Below are 21,800 nucleotides of genomic sequence, written 5' to 3' on the forward strand. Positions count from 1 at the left end.
GGGAGGACGGGTGAGCTGACCACAGCAGGCAAGGATACAGGCTGCCAATTCGCACCCGCAAACTCGACAATGCGGTACGGCATGGTTTTCGTGAACTACCGGCCCGTGCACGCAACACGATGGAGAGCCAGATGAATCGGCCGACTGTTACGGAAGTCAATCTCCATGACTTACGAATCACCGATCCGCTCTTTGGAAAATACCAGCAATTGGTGAGGGAGGTGACGATTCCCCGTCAGTGGGAGGCGCTGAACGATCGTATTCCCGAACTCGCACCGAGCCATGCGATAGCAAACCTCCGGATCGCAGCAAACCGAGCAAGTGGCGAATTCTACGGCCGGGTTTTTCAGGACAGTGATGTGGCAAAATGGCTGGAAGCAGTCGCCTGGTCGTTGTGCACCACACCCGATCCGGAACTGGAGAAAACAGCCGATGACCTGATCGAGCTGATGGAGGCCGCCCAATGCGGCGACGGCTATCTGAACACTTATTTCATCGTGAAGGCGCCTGGGAAACGATGGACCAACTTAACCGAATGTCACGAGCTTTACTGCGCCGGCCACTTGATTGAAGCGGGCATCGCTTTCTTTCAAGCGACAGGTAAACGGCGCCTGCTGGACGTCGTTTGCAGGCTCGCTGACCACATCTGCTTGGTTTTTGGCCCGGAGCGCGATCGTTTACACGGCTATGATGGCCACCCGGAAATCGAACTTGCATTGACACGCCTCTATGAAGTGACGTTGGAGCCGCGATATCTCACGCTAGCTAACTATTTCGTGGAGCAACGCGGCACGGAGCCGCACTTCTATGACCTAGAATATGAGAAGCGATCCCGCGATCGGAAAGCACACGACAAGTCCTGGATGGTCAGACGCAAAGACTATGGCCAGGCGCACCTGCCGGTCACCGAACAGCGAACTGCAACAGGTCATGCGGTTCGGTTTGTATACCTCATGACTGGGGTTGCCCATCTGGCGCGTCTGCTCCAGAACGAGCAACAACGCCAAGCTTGCCTGCGGCTATGGCAAAACATGGCACAGCGGCAGATCTATATCACCGGCGGCATTGGTTCGCAAAGCGCGGGCGAAGCCTTCAGCAGCGACTACGATCTGCCGAACGATACTGCGTACGCCGAAAGCTGCGCGTCGATCGGCCTGATGATGTTTGCCCGCCGGATGCTGGAGATGGAGGCGGACAGTCACTATGCCGATGTGATGGAGCGTGCTCTCTATAACGCAGTTTTGGGCAGTATCGCCTTGGATGGACGGCATTTTTTCTATGCCAATCCACTCGAAGTTCATCCCAAAACGCTCAGGTCCAATTACAGCTACAGTCATATCTCGCCGGTACGACAGGGCTGGTTCGGCTGCGCCTGCTGTCCGCCGAACATCGCGCGCCTTTTCACATCAGTTGGTCATTACATCTACACGCCACGCTCCGAGGCGCTCTATGTCAATCTCTACATTGGCAACAGCGTGGCATTCGCGATTGGAGAGCATACGCTACGATTGCGCATGAGCGGGAACTATCCCTGGGAGGATCGGGTGGAGATTACCGTGGAATCGGAGCAGCCAATCACACACACGCTCGCGCTGCGCCTGCCGGAATGGTGCAGCGCGCCGGAGGTCAAGCTGAACGGCGAACCGGTCAATTGCGAGCCGCGCAACGGCTATTTGCACATTCACCGCACCTGGCGGCGCGGCGATTGCTGCAAATTGCAACTGCCCATGAAAGCACGCCGCGTATATGGTCATCCAGGACTTCGCCACTTGGCCGGCAAAGTGGCTATTCAGCGTGGCCCCCTGATTTATTGTCTGGAAGAAGCCGACAACGGGCCGGAGCTGCATAATGTTTGGCTGGATGCAGACAGCCGGTTTTCGCTCGTTGAAGGCAAGGATCTTTTTGCCGGCAAGATTTTGTTGCAGGCTGAGGGCTTTCGTTTGCGACACACGCTCTCTGAAGAAGCTCCGCTTTATCAATACGACAAAGTGCCTGGAAAGCGGCAACCGCAACGTTTGACATTCATTCCGTGGTTCAGCCGAGCCAACCGCAGCGAAGGCGAAATGCGCATCTGGATTAATGAGTGGTGACTGACGCCATGATCGGCCCTATTTGACAGCATCTCGGACGGAAAGAAAGGCACAAGCATCTGGAAGTACGTGAGCCAGGTCGAGGAAGGCGAGACGGCCAACGACCTCTACACGTTCGCTCATCCGTCCCCGGCATCGGCCCGGGCGCGCATCAGCTGCCGCGAGTCCGAGCAAGCCGCTCGCGAAGCGCGCCCTCCAGAGCGCCGTAGCGAGCGAGCGGCTTCCCGAAGCACAGATGCTCGATTTCAGCCCCAAACATACCCCGGCTCGTCGATCGGCCTCCCCCATTCTGGCAGATCGCTACCGTCCGATCCGCATCACCGGCCTCAATCGCTCTTGCCTGGCTGCTGTCCAAGGCCCCGACGCCGCGTCATTCCAAGCGCGACCAAGGTAGAGCAACTGAGAGCGAACGTCCGGAGTGCAGAAATTGTCCTCACTCGAGAAGAACTCGCTGCTCTTGAGCAAATCAACTAGGCGCGACACCCGAGCACCCTCCTTGCCGGAGCGCTGGACCTGCAGCCGGTGCATTCGTAGAAGAACCTGTACGCATCGGTAGGCGCCGTCTCTTCTTGCGCGGCGGCACAATACGGACAGGTGACGGTCGATTGAAGAAGCATGGATGAGTCTTAGGACGCGATGGTCGTTATTTCGTGACCGGCTTGGCCGTCGTAGCGGTCCAGGATGGCGCGCAAGTCATCCAACTCCAGGACAAGCTTACAAATCTTTTTGGCGGACGTCCCACCGAAATTATCTGCCATGAGGTCAACAACTACGGCTCGCGAGGAACTCTCAACCATCCCCACTGTCATTCGGCATGCAAAATTTGAACGCCGATTGACACCCACCTCTTCGTGGAAACGAAGCCAGCGTCCAGATACGTAACAGGACACGGAGTTATCATAGTAAAAAACGGCCTGACCACGCTCTGTCACATCAATTCCCGCTATTGGCCACCGCCAAGATTTCACCAGGCATTCGCGGGCGGGAGCTTGGGATCAAGCTCCTCCTGCTCCAGCCACTTGGCGTCATCACGCCTAAGGTAGGCGACGAGATCGGACATAGCAGACGGCATGGTGCCAGTCGGCAGCCTAGTACGATCAGCCGGCTGCTTGCTGCCTAGCCTATCGGCCAAGTCTACCGACATAAGATGAGGCTTCAGTTCCCGCGCTATCGCACGCTCTATGGTACGGAAGATCCAGGTCCCGTCGGGATCGATGTCTGACCAATGAAAGAATGGAATGTCCGCAGGGAGTGCCGTCGCAATCGTTTTTAGCGCGCTCTGGGTCGCAAGCGACGGATATCCACCCACATAGATGGTGACGCCGACGCAATGAGGATCCGCCTCCATGATGTGGCGACTGAAGCTCGCGAAATTCTCGACCGTGAGCACGTATTCTGGCCGCTCGCGAAACCGCAGACGCTCAGCCTCTGCAGGCGGTATACCGAAATACCTGGGCGCTGCGGCTGACAATTCGGCTACATCGAAATCGAGACGCCCTGACAACAGCATTGGGGGCGCGAACTTCTCAAGCCCCAAAGTCCGGAGGGCATCCCGCGGACGCGCGGCCGGCGGGACTTCGACCAGCCCGCTCAAGAGCCGTACAACCGGACCCTCGAGCCGTTCAAGGGCCTTACTATCGCCGGCGAAGCGCCGTGAAAAGGTTCGGTAGTCGAGGCCGACGTGACGTTGCTCAAAGATTGCCTTTGCCATGACAAAGGCCGGCCTTAGGCGATCTGCGTCGTCGAGCGAGAACCCTTGCCATTCCCGGCCGCGCGACCAAGCTGACCGAAGAGCGTCCAGCGACGTCTCGAATTGGACTGCCAGTTCGAGTCCCTCTAGCAGGCGGCCCGTCGCTGCCTCCATGAGCTCTCCGACCGGCCGCCGTCCGAGCAGTTCGTACAACAGCGGGGGGCTCTCTAGCCTAGCGTGCTTGATCTGCTCACTTTTGAGCCCCCGCTCCCTGGTTATGCGGATTCCGCCGCGTCGTTCCGCATCGCGGAGCTCCCTGACGAACTTGTCCATCTGAGCGACATCGATAAACCCGTCATAGTCAGGATAGGCGATCGGGCTTTCGGCGCCGCCTTCATAACGGTCTAGAAGATCCGACATCAGCAAGCGGGCGTCAGTGAATTGCCTTGGCATCCTATTCCGCGGCCATCTTCTTGAGCTCATCATCCGACATGCGATCGGGATCCATCGCTTGTAGCTCCTTGCGAGCACGCTCCTTGAGCTCGGCCACCGTGACCCGAGCGCTCTCACCAATTCGGTCTACCTCGACCACAGTATCGATATGCTCGAGAACTGCGATTCTCTTCTCATTGGGTGCCGCGATGATGATCTGGAGCCCAAGCTTCTTGTAAAAGCTCATCATTTGCCGTTGATTTTTGCCGTCCATCTTGGAAAACGCTTCGTCGAAAATCGCTACCGACATCCCTGATGGACGCCCTGCTCCGGACTTGCCGCTTCCGTAAACCGACGCGAGCGACGCTCCGATAGCTACATAAATCGGCACCTGTTGCTCGGCACCGGACCCGGTACCCCGCCGCGTCTCCCACCGGGTGGTCCGGCCGGTGACGATGTCCTGCATGTGGATCTCGAACGTGAAGAAGTTGCGATAGTCCTCGAAGAGACCGAAATCCTTATCTGGATCCTCAAGCAGCGCCTCGATCTCGCGCAAGGTATCGCGATGAGGAAAGTCTTCCGGGACCTCATTCCCCTTGAACAACATGTCGAGCGCCTCCGGTGACGTCTTGCTGATCTCAACGACCTTCAAAATCGGTTGAAACTCGGCCAGGCGCGCGTGGTGAAACGAATACCGCTCATTGTGGAACGGGTGATCGGCTAGACCAAAGTTCATCGCAGAGAGCTCGCGCTCCATTTTGCTGATGCGAGACGTTAAGGCGTTGATGAATTCGCCCCGCAACAAGGTCTTCGCTTTGTCGGCCGCTTCAGCAGCCTGTCGTTCATACCGGCGCAGCTCATTCTCTTCCATTTCCTGGATCAACGTCTCCATCCAGGGCCGCACCTCTTGCAGAGGCTCGCTCTCGGTGCCCACCTGCGACACGACACCGAACTCGTCAAAATAGTCTTTGAGCGCTTTTCGAACCCGTCGTTCAATCTTGAACCTATCATCGTCTGCCGCCGCCAGTGCTTTCGATGCCTCGGAGGCGATCATCCTATGCCTATCCAGGACCGCCCGCGTCGAAAGGTCGGCGAACCGAGACCCATAGGCCGCACGACCGGAAATACGGTTGTAGAGTTTTCGGTACTGCCCGTACGAAGCCCAAGCGATCTTTGCTCCCAGCTCCGAACCCGAAGTACCCTCTCCAGATTCGATGGTGTGCATAGCAATATCGGCCGCTCTTGTATGCTTGCGATGAGCTTCCTCCTGAAGGGCTCTCTGTCCTGCACGATGACGCTTCAATTCCAACTGGGCTTGCCGCTTTTGCTTCAACCCGCCATCACCAGCGCCGTCGAGCGCGGCGATCCGTTGCTCGAATTCGTTCCGCTCTCGGGCAGACTTCTCAAAGTCTTCGACGATTGCCTTGAAGGAAGGCAACTTGTCGTCGAATATCCTTCCGAGTTGGACGTATGCGGCGTCAGCCAGCTTGGCTGCACCATCAGACTTTGTATGCGCATCCGAAAGCTGCTCGGCCTTCTTCTTGAGGTCATGAAACGCTTGCGCCTGTGCCGCCTTGCCGATCTTGAAGTCCGACGGCTCGGCCGCACGATGCGTCCTTACTAAGCCATCGTCGTAGAGACCGTCCTTCATAATCGCCCGCCCCGGTTCATTGAACTGGGCGATCGTATCCGCCAGGCGCACCGTGCCATGCCTTCGGACTATAAATGCGATGGCATCCCGATCGTCGGACTTGAAAAGTGCTGGAAACGTTCCAGCACGCGGCCCTGGCCCGTTCGGGTCGAGCTTGTTCAGGCTTACCAGCGAAGCACGCCGAAAGTCCCGACGCCCTTCTTTGAAAAGAGCCGTGGCCCGAGCGATGTCTGGCCGATCTACGAGAACCGCCTCCCGGTCTCGGCCCAAGAGACCTTCCGCCGCGGCGGTCCAAGAGACATCCGACAGTTCAATGAGGTTACACAGCACGCGGGGCGACATCCCGGCCTGCCGCAATTTGAGACACAAGCGCTCCGTGTCTTCATGCAAATAGATCGAGCTTCCACCACCCGAATGTTGACGAATCCGATCCTCAAGCAACCGAGCTCGTTCCTTTTCGTCTTCGGCCTTCCGGATCAGATCGCGGCGCGCCTGATCCACCTTCATCATCAGCGTCCGATCCGCAGCAAGAAGTCGCGTTTCCGCATCCAGCAAGCTTCCGACGGGCAGCTCAATCGAAACGCCCGTCGCGGCTCGGGTCAGCCCGGAAATCAACGGAATGAACTCGTCGAAGCCAAACTCACTCATGGCACTCAGTGCCTGCAGGGAACGGACGGACTCTAGCCTTCTCTCGAACTCGATTGTCGCACGCTGTCCGGCCTGCAAGGAGGACGTCAGCGATTGAGCGAGGGAACTCCGGCCGCTCTTGGCATCATGCTCGGAGATTGCGATGTCCAGTCTTCTGATTTCGGTCTCGATCGCGCCCAAGCCTTGATCGATAGAATCCATCTCCGCCTTGGCCGCATCGCGCTTGGCCGCCTCCTCCGTGAACTTCCTGACTTCTGCCAGATAAGCGGTACGTGCTCCAAGCCAATTGGCGCGTTTCAATATCCATTGTTCCAGAGACTTGCGCTCGTGAGAGTCGGCTAGTTCGACAAGAATGGCTCTCAGTTCGATCAGCGCCTCCAGCTTTTCGCGCATGGTGCGGATCGTATCGTTGATTTTTCGGTAGGTCCGGATTGATTCGCGAAGCTCGCCCACTTTCATATTATTTTTTTCGAGAATGTAGTTGCGTACAAACTCGGTGGCGGTCTGATCGTGATCCAGAGTCATCGCGTTCACGACGGCCTTTTGAAGCGAATTTGCGTTCTGCTCTCCTACGACGGACGCGTGAGGAACCAGTTTTCGCATATATTCTCGGACATAATCGATCGCCTTGTCGCGGTGATTGACGAAATTCTCTTGCCCGACAGCTGAGACGATCCGGCCGCGAACATCGTCCCATTCTGCCGCAAATCGCTTGCCTTCCCTCACTTCGACGAAGTCCTGCGCCTTCAAAATCTTACCGGTAACAACGAAGCGACCGAGCACGGTCTCGTTGGTCTCCGACCGCCTGGCCTCTATCGCCATTCCGATGCTCACCGGAGGCCGTTTGCCTTCAGTGTCGACAAACCCGAGACAAATATAGGTGCGAGCTTGCTCTCTCTTGCGTTCGTCCTCGCCTAAGGCGCCGAGGCAGTAGTCCACAATGGTTCGCTTGGAGGCACTCCGGCTTTTTCCCTTGTCCCCCGCGACTGCGTTGAGCCGCTGAATGTTCTTGTTCCCGCCGGTCAGCACCACTTGGGCCATGTCGAGAATGGTCGACTTGCCAGACCTGTTCTCGCCAAACACGCCGGTATGGCCTGTTAAATCGAAATCCTCGACATCGAACAGGTGCCACTGGACCATGGACACGTGACGTAATTCCATCACGGCTCGTCTCCGTCCACCGCTTGTGACGCACTCACCTCTTGAGATCGAACGTACCGCTCGATCCGTTGCAGGGCATCCGAGCCGCTGATCAACTTAATCATCGGACGGATCGCTACCTCGAAGTCCTGCGCCTCGTTGTCGAACTCACCGACATCGACGAGGCTCCTTTGGGACGCCTCTTTCAAAATCTCTCGGAAACGGCTCAAAGAGATCGAGCTCGAGCCGTTCGGCTGAACCATGTCCTTGTAGCGATCGAATAGATTATTCAGCGTCGTGACGACTATCGCACGATCTTCGACCGCACCGACGTTCACCTCATCTTGCCAGTGGGCGGCTAACACCAGAATGACGACCGTCTCATCGAGCTTCATTCGCGGCAGCGGCACCTCTTCGCCAACAGCGGTGATGCCTGCCCACTGGGCCTCGGTGTCACGGTGCACGCGATACCCGCAACTATCAAAGAACTCGTCGATCACCGACCGGAAGCGACCATCCATGATGACGTTGAAGATCGCGCCGGTTCGCGGATCGCCGGCGAACAGGAACTGCCGCCTCAACAGGAAGTGCACCGCCTTCCTAAGGTCAGCTGCCTTTTCGGCGCCCAAACTGCGCTCGATCGCATCGAACTCACTGAGCATGGCGGCGCCCTCCAACGGTATGGCGCCGGACGATGAAATTGGAGCAGCGCAACCAATCACTATCATGAGGCGGCGAATCCGGAGCGAACTCGAGCTCGAAGTGAAGGCCAACCTCCGGCGGAATTTCGTTGGTCAAGGCAAACCTGCGTGCGGCATCAAATGCAAGGAAATCGTCAACCGTCTCGAGCGCCATAAAGCGCGCTTCTCTCGTCCCCGCGACAGGCACCTGGGACTCGAGAAAGCGTTGAACTTCCTTGGGACCGGGCGCAATTCTCTCGATGTATTGCCTGCGCAACTTCTTTCGAAGTTCGTAGAGAGGATCGTCGGGCCAACCGGCCAACGGCTTCAGTTCGATTGGTTTGCGCGGCACGCGGCTCGGGGCGTGATGGAACTCTGACCACGGCGACCGGAGCGGCTCGAGGCTCCATTCGACGGTAGCGTTGGAGTGGCGCCCTCGCGCGATGAGGTCGTCGAGGCGGCGCACCAGATCCCCTGCCCGCCCTACCAGGCCGTGGGTTCCTCGCTCCGCGTATTTAATGGTGTTGCGGACGCGCGCCTCCAGCTGGCGGCGGAAGGTCTCGATCCTCTCAAACATTTCGCCGATATGACCGAACGTGCTTTCGATCGCTAGCAGATCACCCTCAACGTCGAGGCTCGCCTCCGACATCGATGGCGAAACGCCCGCGGTCACGTACTCCTCTGACAGTACCTGCATCGTCGCGGGTGTATGAGCGATCCTTCTTGCCAGATCGACAATGGCGTCCCTGAACCGGTACGGGTGATTGAACGTCAGGATCGATTGAAAGTCGCGCAGCAGAAGTTGCTCGACGAACTCCTCGAAGAAGGCTTCGAGCCGATCACCGACCGTCTTGGATTCCATCACAGTCCGTCGGATTCTCTTCAGGTCCGAAAGGATAGCCCGAAGACTCTTGGTGAACTGATCGACCTGGTTGCGTGCTTCACGAAGAGCCAGGGCGACCTCACGTTGCTTCGGGTCAACAATCTGCGGATTGAGCTTTTCCACTGCCTCGAGGTTCACGCGGACAGTCACTATGAGCCCGCCAAACCTTTGTGAGACGTCCTTATTCAAGCTTGCCAGACGCTGGATCACCAACAGCGGTCCCATCGACATGTCGACAGTAACGCGAAGGCCGTACTCCTCCTCTTCGAGCCAGCCCCATGAGATAAGCCTCTGATACACTTGGCGGGCGATCAGCAGAGCCCGATCTGCCTGTTCCGTCTTCGTAGCTGCAGCACGTTTAATCCGCCTGCGTCCCGCAGAAATGACCTCCGGCAACGGATCGCCGAAGTCGTCGTTCTCGTTCCAAAGCGACGGATTGGCCCGCATGACGTCGTAGACGGCATGCGTGACTTCCTGCGGGGTCGGGAACGCGGGAGCGCCAGTGAAAAAACGTTCGTACAGATCCAGCAAAACGAGCGAATACAGGTGCTTGTGGCCCCGCGAAAAGGCCAAAAACGCATCGTCATGAAGGTATCTAAATAACAACGCTTCGCCCCCAAGCGGCCGGTTAGGCCTGAAGGCCCCACCTACCCAGCTAAACCCCGTTCCCTTTCCGTTCATGCTAGAACGACAAGCAGCGGTTGTCCATCGGCCTAAGACCAATCGCCCACGGCGTCCGGCGGAAGAAACCGCGCCTGATCGTCGCGGTTCAGCTCTGCAACCGCTTAGGGGCCAATGGAGGACGGCTATTTTCGCACACGGTTTGAGCAGCTTAACGGTGGATCCGCGCCTGTCATTGATAAGAATTTCGTGCTAGTGGTTCTCTATACTCTAGGAGATTCATTGAAAGTATTTTGCCATGCCCTGGCGAGCGATGGAGCCCGACCATCTTCCCGGAGTTCGCGGTATCGCAGATCGCGTCCACCTGAACTACCCTGAGGATGAGGCCGTTTTCTCCGAACGGCTGGAGCTGTACCCTGAGGGATGTTTCGTGCTCGAGCGCGCGCGGGACGGCTTGGCCGGCTACATCATCAGCCATCCTTGGCATTTCAAGAAGCCTCCCGCGCTGAATGTCCTTTTGGGCGCGGTCGCCGAGCCCGCTTCCACCTACTATATTCATGACATCGCGCTGCTGCCGGAGGCACGCAGCAATGGTTCGGCTTCCGAAGCCGTGCTCAAGCTGGTCAGGCACGCGAAAAAGGCGCGGTTTCCCAACCTCTCGCTGGTGGCGGTCAACAATTCAGTGAAGTTCTGGGAGGGACACGCTTTCCGAACGCTGGACGACGCGGATTTGAACGAGAAGCTCGCAAGCTATGATGCGCGGGCAAAGTATATGGTTCTTGAACTGACGTGATATCTCCGCAGCTAGTTTACGTGGGCCGAGCTCGCCGAGTTCACCGACCTGCGCTGGATCACCATCGAGACCCAGCCGCAGCACTATCCGTTCTAGGAAAGCTTGCAAGGGCCTAAGCCCACCAGAAAAGAGGTTAAGAGCTCTCAACCCCTCACGGTACGGGAAGCAACCCTCGGTGTGCTTCGCGCTTTCGGCGCCGGGGTTACCAAATAGGCTGAACTCGAGCGCCGTCCGGCCGCTTTGCGCAACACCTACTATGCGCGCCGCTTCGCCGACCCGCTGGAGCTATTTGCGCCCGCGCCCGAGATCGAGCTCCCGCAATCGGCTACATTGCCAAGCAGTAGCTTTCTCGGCTCCTTTGGCGACCCGGGCCTCGATCCGAGGCCGCATGACGATCCGGGCTGCCTCCTCGACGAGTTCGGCGTTGTTCGAAGCAAGCCCGCCCTTGGCAATATAGAGGTTGTCTTGCAGGCCCACCCGCACATGGCCGCTTGCTAGTTGATTGGCGACGCAACTCGCGGCCGTTGCTTTATAAATTTCAAGTGATCCGAGGGCCCTTATTGTCGCGAATGTCGGTCTTCTCACAGTGCAGGCTGGAGAGGTGCGCGCTCATATGGACTGCAAAATGGTGCAGAGCCCTGCCGGCCGGGCTTCTGTGAAACCGGTTACTGCGCAACTGCACAAACATAGAGCCGGGCAAAGCCTTCAGGGATACCCGGAACGGCCCTGAATTGGTTAATGATGCCCAGCTCCGGCAGGCCGAGCACGAGCTGTTTACTTGTCCATTGGACCTGCAGCTGACCAGTTTCAACGACACTGCCTGCTAGCGCGGCCTTAAGGTTTCAAATAAGGACTTGAAGGTTTACGACCGTCTGGTTTTCCAATCACGACATGACCGGCAGGCCAAATCGAAAAGTTGCGCCAGGCATTTGCTTGCGGTCGATTGATAAGCACCCTCCGTGAGCTTCCACGATCGAACGACAGATCGCGAGACCCATGCCAAGCCCGCTCGATTTGGTGGTGAAAAACGGATCTAAGATCCGTGCACCAACATCCTCACCGATCCCGACGCCGCAATCAGTTACGCTTAGCTCCACGCGCCCCATATCGTCCCTGGATGACTGAACCACCAGTTCGCGCGTCCTGTCATTAACTGCTTGCATGGCCTCGATCCCATTCATCACCAGATTTATGATCACCTGTTGCAGCTGAACTCGGTCTCCGAGGATCGTGGGAAGTGCCGGCGCCAACTCGGTTCGCAAAGTCACCTGGTGATTCACCAGCTCACGTGTCAGCAGCGCGATGGCCTCGTTGATGACGTCATTGATATCGAGCGGCACCATCTCGATATCACCCTTCTTCGCAAGTGTGCGGACCCTGCGGATGACCTCGCTTGCCCGTATAGCGTCATCGACGATCCACCCCAGCGATGTGCGCGCGGCGGACACATCGGGAGTTTCGCGCTCAATCCAGCCGAGGCAGGCATCGGCGTTGTTGACAATGGCCGCGAGCGGCTGGTTTACTTCGTGGGCGATGGAGGCTGTTAGTTCTCCCAGCGTTGTCACGCGCGTCACATGTGCAAGATCCGCCTGTGCCTTCCGCAGTTCTTGTTCGGCCTGATCTGCTCGTATGTTCGCGGTAATGTCGCTGCTGACGCCACGGTAACCGAGAAAGTTGCCGCTTACATCAAAAAACGGCTTGCCACTCGTCCGGACGTAGATCGCAGATCCGCTGCTGTTCACGGCGCGATAAATCAGATCGCGAAATGGAAGGTGTGCATCTAGCATGGCCCGATGCTGCTGCCATTTCTCGGGTTCTTCTTCGACGTCGCATGCAATGTCCCAGCGATGCAGGCCGAGATGCCCTGTGGCCAAGTCGCCCGCGGCGCTGGCGTGTTCTGAAATGAGGGTGACCACGTGGTCTGGCCCGGTCTCCCAGAGCCAGTCGGAAGCAGTTTCGGCATAGTCACGAAAGCGCTGCTCGCTCTCACGTAGCGCAGCAAGAGTGTTTTCCAACCGTTCCCTAGCTGCGTGTTGCTCGGTGACATCCATATGCGTTCCGATGAGTTCGACGGTCGAGCCGTCGCTTCCCACCACAGCGTGCGCAACTGAGTGTATGTGCCTTATCGTGCCATCGGGAAGACGGATCCGGAAATCGTATTCGAAATTCCCCTTTTTCTGTTCGATAGCCTGACGCTGCACTGCCTGCTGCAGCGGCAAGTCGTCTGGATGGATGCGCGCCCGGATGGCCTCAAGCGACACGGGCTCGTCCGGATCAAAGCCAAAGAGACGACTGACTTCGGCGGAGCGATATGCAAAGCAGCGACGATGACAGTCCCAAGACCAAGTGCCTGTGCGACTGAGCTTCTGCGCCTCGGCCAGATATGCTTCACTACGACGCAGTTGCTGTTCCGTCTGCTTTGCTGCCGTAATGTCCGTCGCCGCCCCGACAAATTCCATATCACCAGACGCGGTTCTCGTGGCACGTGCCAGCGCGTGAATGTGCTTTACCGACCCATCTGGCATTAGCAGTCGGTATTCGTGCTCGAAATCCTCGCCTCGAGAAGCTCGATCCAGGGTCTCTTGGACCGAAGCTCTATCTTCTGGATGGGTGCGATCAAGGACGTGCTGCGGCGTCGGTTTCACTTCCGGATCGTACTGGAAAATCCGAAAATTCTCCTTCGACCAAAAGACCTCACCAGCGAGGTTCCAGCCGAAGCTGCCGGTGCGGCTCAATTCCTGTGCCTGGGCCAAATGGGCTTCGCTCCGCTGCAGAGCAAGTTCGGTTCGCTTTTGCTCGGTGACATCTTCGCAGGCGATGAGGACGAGTGGCTTGTCGTTGGCCCCCAGCATGGCCTTGGCGCTTTCGCGCACCCACAGCACCGAGCCGTCTTTTCTGACCTTCTGGATGTCCCAGGTACGCAATTGGCCGATATCTGTAAGACACTCCCCGATGCATTTGCGGACGACCTCATGATCGTCTTCCAGAAAAACTTTCAGCACGGGCAGGCCAACTAGTTCTGCAGGCGTATAGCCGAGTTGAGTCGCGCCGAAAGTATTGACGTTAAGAACCGCACCAGCTTCATCGACCATGAAGTACATAGCCGGATTATGCTCAAAGATTGCGCGCCACAGCTTCTCGCGCTCATGCACATCGGCCGCGCTGTGCCGTAACTTGGCTGCCACCTCTCGCGCAGCTTCCATTTCGCGGCGGACTTTTCCGATCAGGTGCGTTCCGACAATTGAGGCAGTAAAGAAAGCGACAACCACCAAAAGGTCTTTGTGGTCATCGATCCGGAGACTGAACGTGGGCGGCGTGAACACGTAGGCTAAAGCAGCGACGGAGACGATGGAAAGCGCCAATGATGCGATGAAGCTGCCCATCAGCGAAAACAACAAGATCACCACCAGGCAAGCGAACGCCATGGCTGCGAACGGGCTATGAATGTACAAAGAAGCCTGCGTCACCACCGCTAGCGTAATACTACCGAAGACAAACTGCGTCGCTGAACGTCCCAACGTGGCGAGCTGGTTAAACATGCTTGCAGCCTTCTGGCGCATCTGGCTAGAGAGAGAAAGATTATCAATCAGACCAAAATACAGCAATTTATTCGACTCCAACAGGCGCTCCTGAGCGGTTTGGAGTCGGCTGCCGAACTGAGCACAGCCGAAGAATGGCGTATTACATACGTTGGTATAGTTGTCTTAAACACTAATATCGAACGCTCATATCGGAAATTAAACCTTGGTCTCGCGCTTTGGCGCTTTTCTCCTCGATGTCAAAAGCCGCCCAGCCCCGATTGCCGTGGAGCCGGCAGAGAGCTCGAATCCAGTTTCAATAGAGATCGTGCCCCGTGGCGTGGTTTAGCTGAGTTTCAGTCACCACGGTTCGCTGGCCGCTCGATGAAGTATTGAACTGACCTCTCTCATGTCTCCTTACCGCCCAAATCCGGTGAACGGCTCAGGGATCAACCAACAAGGCGCCCTCGCGCGAAGGCCGCTACCTCTTCGATCGAGGTCATGCCTTCATCGAGCATCGGCGCAAACAATTGCCAGGAGTGGCACATGCCGTCCCAGACCTTCAGCTCAGCAAAGACGCCGGCCTGACGGAGACGCTCAGCGAGTTGCACACTATCATCGCGCAGCAGCTCCCACGATCCGACGTGAATCAAGGTCGCCGGTAGCTTGGACAGGTCACCATTCAGCGGCGCAAGATAAGGCGACGTTGGAACGCTGCCGCCGAAATAGGCATGCTTGAACAGCTCGAGCAGTTGCGGAGTCAGCAGGGGGGCGTCGGTGGCGGAGAGGAACGACTCGCTCTGTCCGCTGAAGTCGAGCGCCGGCGACATCACAGCCAAGGCACTCGGAATGGGCAGCCCTTCGTCGCGGGCACGCATCGCAGTCGATATTGTGAGGTTCCCGCCCGCCGAGTCGCCGGACAGGCAAATTGCGGACGGCGCGAAGCCCTGCTCCAGCGCCCATTTGTATACGGCGAGCGCATCGTCATGGGCGGCGGGCGCTGGATGTTCGGGCGCGAGACGATAGTCCGCAGCAAGGACGGCAACGCCGGAGACACGCGCGAGATTAGCGGCGACGACCCGGTGCGAGCGTGACGAGCCAAAGAAAAAGCCGCCGCCGTGGAAATGGACAATCAAGCACTTGTCGTTCGAGTCAGGATAGTGGATCAGGTCGCCACCGACAGGACCCGACGATACCCGTTTGATAATGGCGCCGTCTGGGATCGGCGTCTGCGCATTGATTTCCTCGAACCATGCGCGCATGTCCGGCGGGCTGCCATTGCCTGGCGGCGGGAATTGCGCACTCGTCCGCAAAATCGCTGCGAGCTGCTGCTTGGACATGTTTCCTCCTTTGAAGATGAGCGGAATGCCGGTGGATCGGTCTGTTGCCATTTTTCCTGAAGGCGAATGAGGCGCCAGGCTCGGCATCTCGCCCGCCGGAAGTGATCTTTCGTTCAGTCCATTCGCACGATCGGTTTGATTACGGCGCCGCTCTCGGAATCGAAGATCGCAGAATTGATCTCATCGAGGGTGTAGAACTTGACGAGCTTGTCGAACGGGAAACGACCGCTTCGGTAGAGATCGATCAGCTCCGGGATGAAGACTGCAGGATCGGAGTCACCCTCGACGATACCGATCAGGCGGCGGCCACCGCTCATGAAATGCGTCTCGTTGAGCACGATCTCCGCATCCGGCCCAGACGCGCCGAGAATGCCGCAGGTGCCGCGCGGGCCAAGGCTCTCCACCGCGTTGCGGATCACCGCGGGCTGGCCGGTCGTGTCGAGCGCGAAATTCAGTCCCGAGCCGGTGATCTGCATGATCGCTTCGACCGGGTTGTTTTGGCGCGGATCGATCACATGGGTGGCCCCAAGTGATCTGGCGATCTCGAGCCTTGCCGTGTTGATATCTACCGCAATGATGGTGCTTGCACCTATGACGTTGGCCGCCATCAGCGCCGACAATCCGACCGATCCGGATCCGTACACCACGAAGGATTGCCCGGCGGTAACCTTCAGAGCGTTCATCACCGCACCAGCGCCGGTCTGCACGCCGCAAGCGAGCGGCCCGAGCAGTTCGAGCGGGACTTCGGACGTGACCTTCACCACATTGACCTCGTGGCAAAGCGCATGCGTTGCGAACGACGACTGGCCGAAGAAATTGCCATTTATTCGAGCGCCGCCCGCCGACAACGCGCTCGATCCATCCGCGCGCGTCGCGAAGAAGTTGCGCGGGAAGAATTCATGGCAGTAGCTTGCAGCGTGATCCTTGCAGCTCGGGCACCTGCCACAGGAATTGAAGGTCATTACGACGTGGTCGCCGGGCTGCACCTTGGTGATCGCATCCCCCACCGCTTCGACGACGCCAGCTCCTTCGTGACCGAGCACGACCGGCAACGGCGTCGGCAGCATGCCGTCGCGGACGACCAGGTCAGTGTGACAGACCCCCGTGGCTTTGACCTTGACGAGGATCTCGTCGGGGCGCGGGGGTTCGAGCTCAATTGTTTCAAGCTTGAGCGGCGCGCCCGTGTCGCGGGCCACGGCGGCACGAATCTTCATGCCTAATCTCCAAAAGTCAGGTGGTTTGAGGCGCAAGCTTCCGGCACGCAAGCGCCGGAAGCTGTGTGGTATCTGCGAACGGGCTCAAAACGGATACGGCGTCGCCTGAGGCTTCTCCGAGGTCCACGTCCACTGTGTGAACTCTTCCCAGATCGCCGGACCGCTGAGCCGGCTGCCATTGCCGGAACGGCCGCGCCCGCCGAACGGAGCGAAGGGCCCGCCGTTGACCGTCTGGTCGTTGATGTGGAGCTGGCCGACCTCAAGGCGATCGCCCACGGCGCGCGCCCGCGCGATCGAACCGGAAATCACGCCGGCCGCCAGGCCATAGTCGGAACGGTTGGCGAGCTCGACGGCTTCATCGTCGTTAGCGAAACTGACGAGGCAGGCAACGGGGCCAAAAATCTCCTCCTCGAATGCGCGCATACCTGGCTTCACGCCGGCCAGCACGGTCGCTTGGTAATATCGCCCCTCGTGGCCGCCGCCGGCCATCAGCCGCGCGCCTTTCGCCACCGCATCATCGACGATTGCTTGGATCTTCGCGACTTGTGCGTCGCTGATGATGGGGCCAAGCGCAACTTGGCTGGACGACGGATCGCCGGCGGGCAGATGTCGGGCCTTCGCGGCGATCTTCGTCGCCAGCGCATCGGCGATGTTTGCATGCGCGAGCACGAGGCCAGTCGACATGCAGATCTGTCCCTGATGCAGGAACGCACCCCAGGCAGCATTGGAGGCTGCGACGTCAACATCGGCATCGTCGAGAACGATCAGCGAATTCTTGCCGCCGAGTTCGAGTTGCACCTTCTTGAGATGACGACCTGCAACCTCGCCAACCTTGCTGCCGCCCTCGGCGGACCCTGTGAAGGAGATCATCGCGATGTTGGGATCGGCGCACATCGCCTCACCTGCCGCCGCCCCGCCGGGCACTACCTGCAGCACTCCCTTGGGCAGGCCCGCATCCTCGAAGACGCGCGCGATGATGATACCGCCTGATACCGCAGTGCGGGGATCAGGCTTGTGGACGACAGCGTTACCCACCGCGAGCGCTGCGGCGATGGCCCGGATGGAGAGCACCAGCGGGAAGTTGAATGGCGAGATCACGCCAACTACGCCATGAGGCACGCGCTTGGCCGTGTTGGATCGTCCATGCTCCACCGACGGCAGCAGGATGCCATTCGGCTCAACCGCAACCGCAGCCGCATGCCGCACGAACCCTGCACCGTGCTCGATCTCGATCGCAGCCTTGGGCTTGGTCGAACCGCTCTCGCGCATGATCCAGCCGATCAGCTCTTCGCCGTTCTGCTCGAGCAGATCGGCCGCTTTATTGAGGATTGCTGCGCGCTCCTGCGGCAGTCTCAAAGCCCATGCCAGCTGGGCCTGGCGCGCCTCGCGCGCGGCCTTCGCGATGTCCTTGGGATCGGCGATGCCGACCGAACCCAGCACCGCGCGCGTCGCCAGGTCATTGATGTCCATGACGCCGCCGTCGGTGACGCTCCACTCGCCCAAGAACGCCTTGCCGCGCCAGCGGTCGATGGCAATGAAATCGCGCGCCTGCATATTCATGGATCGTTTCTCCCCCCGCTTCGCGCGGAATAATTAATCGTGCGGCCGTTGCGACCGCGGCTTGCCGGGAGAAAGAGGGCAAGGGCCGCCCCGCGCGCGGCGGCCTATGGCGCGCCGCTCTGCTGGTAGGAGACCGTAAGCCGGTCCTCTTGCTTCGCTTCCTCCCGCGAACGGCTCAGCAATGAGCAAGGTCGATGCCAGCCAACCCAGGCGGCTCCAACGGATTAGCGAGTTCGTTTAATTTTCCAATTATACCAGGTACTTATCTCTCTTATCGCCCTACACGATTGCTCTTGGCCCAAGGGTCTTCCATCCTCGAAAATTATGAAATAATGAAAATCTGGTCGAGCCATTCACTATTTCATGAACACAAAGGCGCCTCATGAGGAGGGATGAAACCCGGATTTCACTGGCGGAAGCATCCCGCCGCGCAGCGCGGATTCTCACTCGCGGCGCCAGCAGCGAGCTCGAGACCGGCGCTGCGCCGACGTTCGATGATCTCGCCGAGTCGCTTCATTTCGCGCTCGGCGACGGTCGCATCTGGCTCAACGATCAGCGCATGGTGCTGATGCAGTCACAGGTGCTCGGGCGCCTGCGCACTGAGATCATCGACGCGTTCGGGGTCGAGACCGCGAAGGCGCTGTTCATGCGCGTGGGTTACATGCAAGGCATGCGCGACGCCGAGTTGGTCCAGAAGCGCTTTCCGAACGAGGATCTCACTCACGCGCTCGCGGCCGGGCCGCGCGTGCACACGCTGGAGGGCTTCGTCAAGGTGACGACGCAGCATTTCGAGTTTGACAGCGACAAGTGCACATATTTCGGTGAATTCCTGTGGGAGGACTCCACGGAAGCCGCCGAGCACCTTGCGAGCTATGGCCTCGCCAGCGAACCGGTCTGCTGGCTTCAGATCGGTTACCCCTCCGGCTACACCACCAAGCTGTGCGGCTGGCCCGTCATCTTCCGCGAGGTCGAATGCGTCGGCATGGGCGCGCCACGTTGCGTGGTAGTCGGCCAGCACGCCGAGGCATGGGGCGAAGACGCGCCGGAGCGCAACTATTTCGGCTTGGAATGGAAGAGCCGCTCGATGCACGCGATCGGAAAGGTCCCCGTCGCAGCAGACCAAAGCCCCGCCGCCGCACGCGATGACAGCACAGTCGCGGTCGGCGTCTCGGCGGCGTTCGTCCGCACCCGCCGTCAGCTCGAACGCGTCGCCACGACCGACGCCACCGTGCTCTTTGTTGGCGAATCGGGGGTCGGCAAGGAGCTGTTCTCCAGTCAGTTGCACGCCATGAGCCGGCGCAGCAGCGGTCCGTTCGTAGCGATCAACTGCGCGGCTATCCCGGAGCAGCTCGTCGAGTCAGAATTATTCGGCGTGGAGAAAGGCGCCTATACCGGAGCCATCGCCTCGCGCGCCGGCTATTTCGAACGCGCCTCTGGGGGCACGTTGTTTCTCGACGAGATCGCGTCGCTGACCTATTCGGCCCAGGGCAAGCTGCTGCGGGCGCTGCAGGAGCGCAAGATCGAACGAGTCGGCGGCACGAAGACTATCTCGCTCGACGTTCGTGTGGTGGCGGCATCCAACGTCGATCTGACCGCCGAGGTCGCGGCCGGCCGCTTCCGGCAGGATCTATATTTCCGGCTATGCGTGTTTCCGATTGCGATTCCGCCGCTGAGGGAGCGGCGCGACGACATCCCACTGTTGATGGCGCATTTTCTCGGTATTTATTGCACGCGCCACGGCCGGCAGCTTATCGGCTTCAGCCGTCGCGCCACTGAGGCGCTACTCAAATACGATTATCCGGGCAACATCCGCGAACTGCAGAACCTGGTTGAGCGCGGCGTCGTCTATGCCGACGACGGCAGCACCATAGACATCGGTCATCTGTTCAGCGCATCGGAGCTGCTGCCGCCATTCTCAATCCAGCTCACAAGTGAGGGACGACTGGGACGCACGCCGTTATTTGGAGTGGATCCACCTTCAGCCCAAGGCAACAACACCGTTTCGGTCAACGGAGGCGGATCGTTGCCGGACGGCTCGTTTGCAGAAATGGAGGCCGCCGCCTATCGCTCCGCGCTGGTCCAAGCAGACGGTAACGTATCGGCCGCCGCGCGCCTTTTGAAGATCAGCAGACCAAAACTCGACTATAGACTTCGCCGTCTTGGCATAAAGCCATAGCGTTCCATTCTTCCACTCGCATCAGTGGAACGCGCTTTTTTAGTTGGTATCGAATTGTGGTGTTCCTGTTTCGCGAAGCCGATCCCATTGAAGAACCTGGTTGTTCGCAATGATAATCCAGGAACTTTCAAAGGAGGCACATTAGCCTTGCTCCTCTCCTTTTCACTGCAGGCGATAGGCCATGATCGGCCTCTCCAAGAGCCAGGCATCACGACCGCGCGATGAGTTCGACGACAAGCTGAAGTCTCGAGCGACTACTCGAAGCGCGAGGCTAACCGTGGATTAACAGCTACCTACGTGAAGGTACGCCAGAATGGGCTTTTCACGGGTTCGGTCATTATAGCCGTCAGTTACCGCGACATAAATGTTGAGCGCGGCTCGTCCGCCGGGAAAGTACCGCGAGCTTTATGACTTTTACGAACCGAGCCGTGTAGCGTCTCGACCTCCTTTTTGGGCGCATGCTCGGCCCGAAAGGTACCCGAGATCGACGAGCTTTCATCGAGCCGTGAGTTCCCAAATGATCCGGACGTGCCCATCTGGAATCGAGGGTCGGAAAATATGCATATCTCTGACGCGCAGCTCACTCTCATCAATCAAATTAAGGACTCGGCCGACATCTCCCTGATCAGAGAAAAGCACATACATCACGCCGTTATCATTTAGGTGGAGGTGCGCACCCTTCAGCGCCGAGGCCATGACATTGTGCTCTTCATCGAAGCAAGAGCGCTCCAGGTCATCTTTCGCTTTACGATTCCAATAGGGGGCGGCAAAGAGAATGATGTCGAATTTTTCTCCAGACTGCAGCCCAGAATAGGTGTCGCTATAGCGCACCTCGGCTTTGTCCGAGTAGCCTAATCGCTCGATGTTTATCTTCGTCGTGAGAACGGCTTGCGGATTTATGTCGAGAGCCACGAGACAGCCTGCACCGGCACGGAGGGCTGCAAGCCCCAGCACACCTGATCCGCATCCCAGATCGAGGACTGTCGCACCAGGTTCGATGTGCCACTTCGACATCAAGGCGTCCGGACCGTGACTTAGGCGCGGTGACAGAACGCCAGGCAGGACGTGTAAGGGCAGGCCGCTTACTTCCACGTCGTGCGGGCGTTCGCATAATCGCAGTTCAGCTATCATTGCATCTACGTCCGTCGTTTGGCGCCGTACAGATACGGCGATCGGGGCATTCATCTAACTCTCCATCTCTTGGCGAAAACAACATCGCGAGTCGTCGGACCCGATCCGGCTATCAGTCCGGTCTGGGCGAACTGCTCCAGCGGCCCGCAGGCAAGCTGGGAAACCGGGTAGGCGGACTCATGGTGCTCTCCCTCAACCGACTGGCAACGATAGCGCGGCTGTTCCCGAGCCTG

General features: G+C 58.7%; 13 protein-coding genes. 3 read left to right on the forward strand and 10 right to left on the reverse strand.

The genetic code is table 11. The annotated features are described in order from the left end of the window. Positions 1-131: 131 nt before the first annotated feature. The gene (locus N2602_RS34055; RefSeq protein ID WP_260380825.1) at positions 132-2,090 is read left to right on the forward strand and encodes a glycoside hydrolase family 127 protein; all 1,959 of its coding nucleotides are present in this window, start codon (positions 132-134) and stop codon (positions 2,088-2,090) included. 964 nt (positions 2,091-3,054) lie between these two features. Here the strand turns inward: N2602_RS34055 and N2602_RS34060 are convergent. The 4 genes from N2602_RS34060 to N2602_RS34075 form a co-directional block, all read right to left on the reverse strand. Further along, positions 3,055-4,113 (reverse strand): Wadjet anti-phage system protein JetD domain-containing protein, encoded by a 1,059-nt coding sequence (locus N2602_RS34060; protein WP_244941554.1) that lies wholly within the window; start codon positions 4,111-4,113, stop codon positions 3,055-3,057. Between the two features lie 121 nt (positions 4,114-4,234). After that, on the reverse strand, positions 4,235-7,672 hold the full coding sequence (locus tag N2602_RS34065; protein WP_260383776.1) for an SbcC/MukB-like Walker B domain-containing protein: 3,438 nt from the start codon (positions 7,670-7,672) through the stop codon (positions 4,235-4,237). After that, complete coding sequence (locus N2602_RS34070) at positions 7,672-8,313, reverse strand: DUF4194 domain-containing protein (protein ID WP_128266691.1); 642 nt, start codon at positions 8,311-8,313, stop codon at positions 7,672-7,674. The genes N2602_RS34065 and N2602_RS34070 overlap by 1 nt, the downstream gene beginning before the upstream one ends. After that, on the reverse strand, positions 8,303-9,787 hold the full coding sequence (locus tag N2602_RS34075) for a Wadjet anti-phage system protein JetA family protein (protein ID WP_260380826.1): 1,485 nt from the start codon (positions 9,785-9,787) through the stop codon (positions 8,303-8,305). Before N2602_RS34075 ends, N2602_RS34070 begins: the two co-directional genes overlap by 11 nt. A 361-nt stretch (positions 9,788-10,148) precedes the next feature. On the opposite strand from N2602_RS34075, the gene N2602_RS34080 reads away from it, so the two are divergent. After that, positions 10,149-10,628, forward strand: coding sequence for a GNAT family N-acetyltransferase (locus N2602_RS34080; RefSeq protein WP_260380827.1), 480 nt, complete (start codon positions 10,149-10,151; stop codon positions 10,626-10,628). 285 nt (positions 10,629-10,913) lie between these two features. Here N2602_RS34080 and N2602_RS39120 read toward each other — a convergent pair whose 3' ends face one another. The 5 genes from N2602_RS39120 to N2602_RS34105 all read right to left on the reverse strand — a co-directional run bounded on the left by N2602_RS39120 (position 10,914) and on the right by N2602_RS34105 (position 18,260). Further along, the gene (locus N2602_RS39120; RefSeq protein ID WP_128266804.1) at positions 10,914-11,213 is read right to left on the reverse strand and encodes a 3-keto-5-aminohexanoate cleavage protein; all 300 of its coding nucleotides are present in this window, start codon (positions 11,211-11,213) and stop codon (positions 10,914-10,916) included. Between the two features lie 299 nt (positions 11,214-11,512). Continuing rightward, positions 11,513-14,167, reverse strand: a complete 2,655-nt coding sequence (locus N2602_RS34090; RefSeq protein WP_128266806.1) for a PAS domain S-box protein — start codon at positions 14,165-14,167, stop codon at positions 11,513-11,515. Between the two features lie 428 nt (positions 14,168-14,595). Further along, complete coding sequence (locus tag N2602_RS34095) at positions 14,596-15,486, reverse strand: alpha/beta hydrolase (protein ID WP_260380828.1); 891 nt, start codon at positions 15,484-15,486, stop codon at positions 14,596-14,598. 113 nt (positions 15,487-15,599) lie between these two features. Then, on the reverse strand, positions 15,600-16,700 hold the full coding sequence (locus tag N2602_RS34100; protein ID WP_260380829.1) for an NAD(P)-dependent alcohol dehydrogenase: 1,101 nt from the start codon (positions 16,698-16,700) through the stop codon (positions 15,600-15,602). An 84-nt stretch (positions 16,701-16,784) separates the two neighbouring features. Next, the gene (locus tag N2602_RS34105) at positions 16,785-18,260 is read right to left on the reverse strand and encodes a benzaldehyde dehydrogenase (RefSeq protein WP_260380830.1); all 1,476 of its coding nucleotides are present in this window, start codon (positions 18,258-18,260) and stop codon (positions 16,785-16,787) included. A 382-nt stretch (positions 18,261-18,642) separates the two neighbouring features. On the opposite strand from N2602_RS34105, the gene N2602_RS34110 reads away from it, so the two are divergent. Continuing rightward, positions 18,643-20,436, forward strand: a complete 1,794-nt coding sequence (locus tag N2602_RS34110) for a sigma-54-dependent Fis family transcriptional regulator (RefSeq protein WP_260380831.1) — start codon at positions 18,643-18,645, stop codon at positions 20,434-20,436. 495 nt (positions 20,437-20,931) lie between these two features. Here the strand turns inward: N2602_RS34110 and N2602_RS34115 are convergent, their stop codons facing one another. Beyond that, positions 20,932-21,621, reverse strand: a complete 690-nt coding sequence (locus N2602_RS34115) for a methyltransferase (protein WP_260380832.1) — start codon at positions 21,619-21,621, stop codon at positions 20,932-20,934. Positions 21,622-21,800: the final 179 nt, after the last annotated feature.

The sequence above is a fragment of the Bradyrhizobium sp. NC92 genome, from assembly GCF_025200865.1.
In the GTDB taxonomy this organism is placed as follows: domain Bacteria; phylum Pseudomonadota; class Alphaproteobacteria; order Rhizobiales; family Xanthobacteraceae; genus Bradyrhizobium.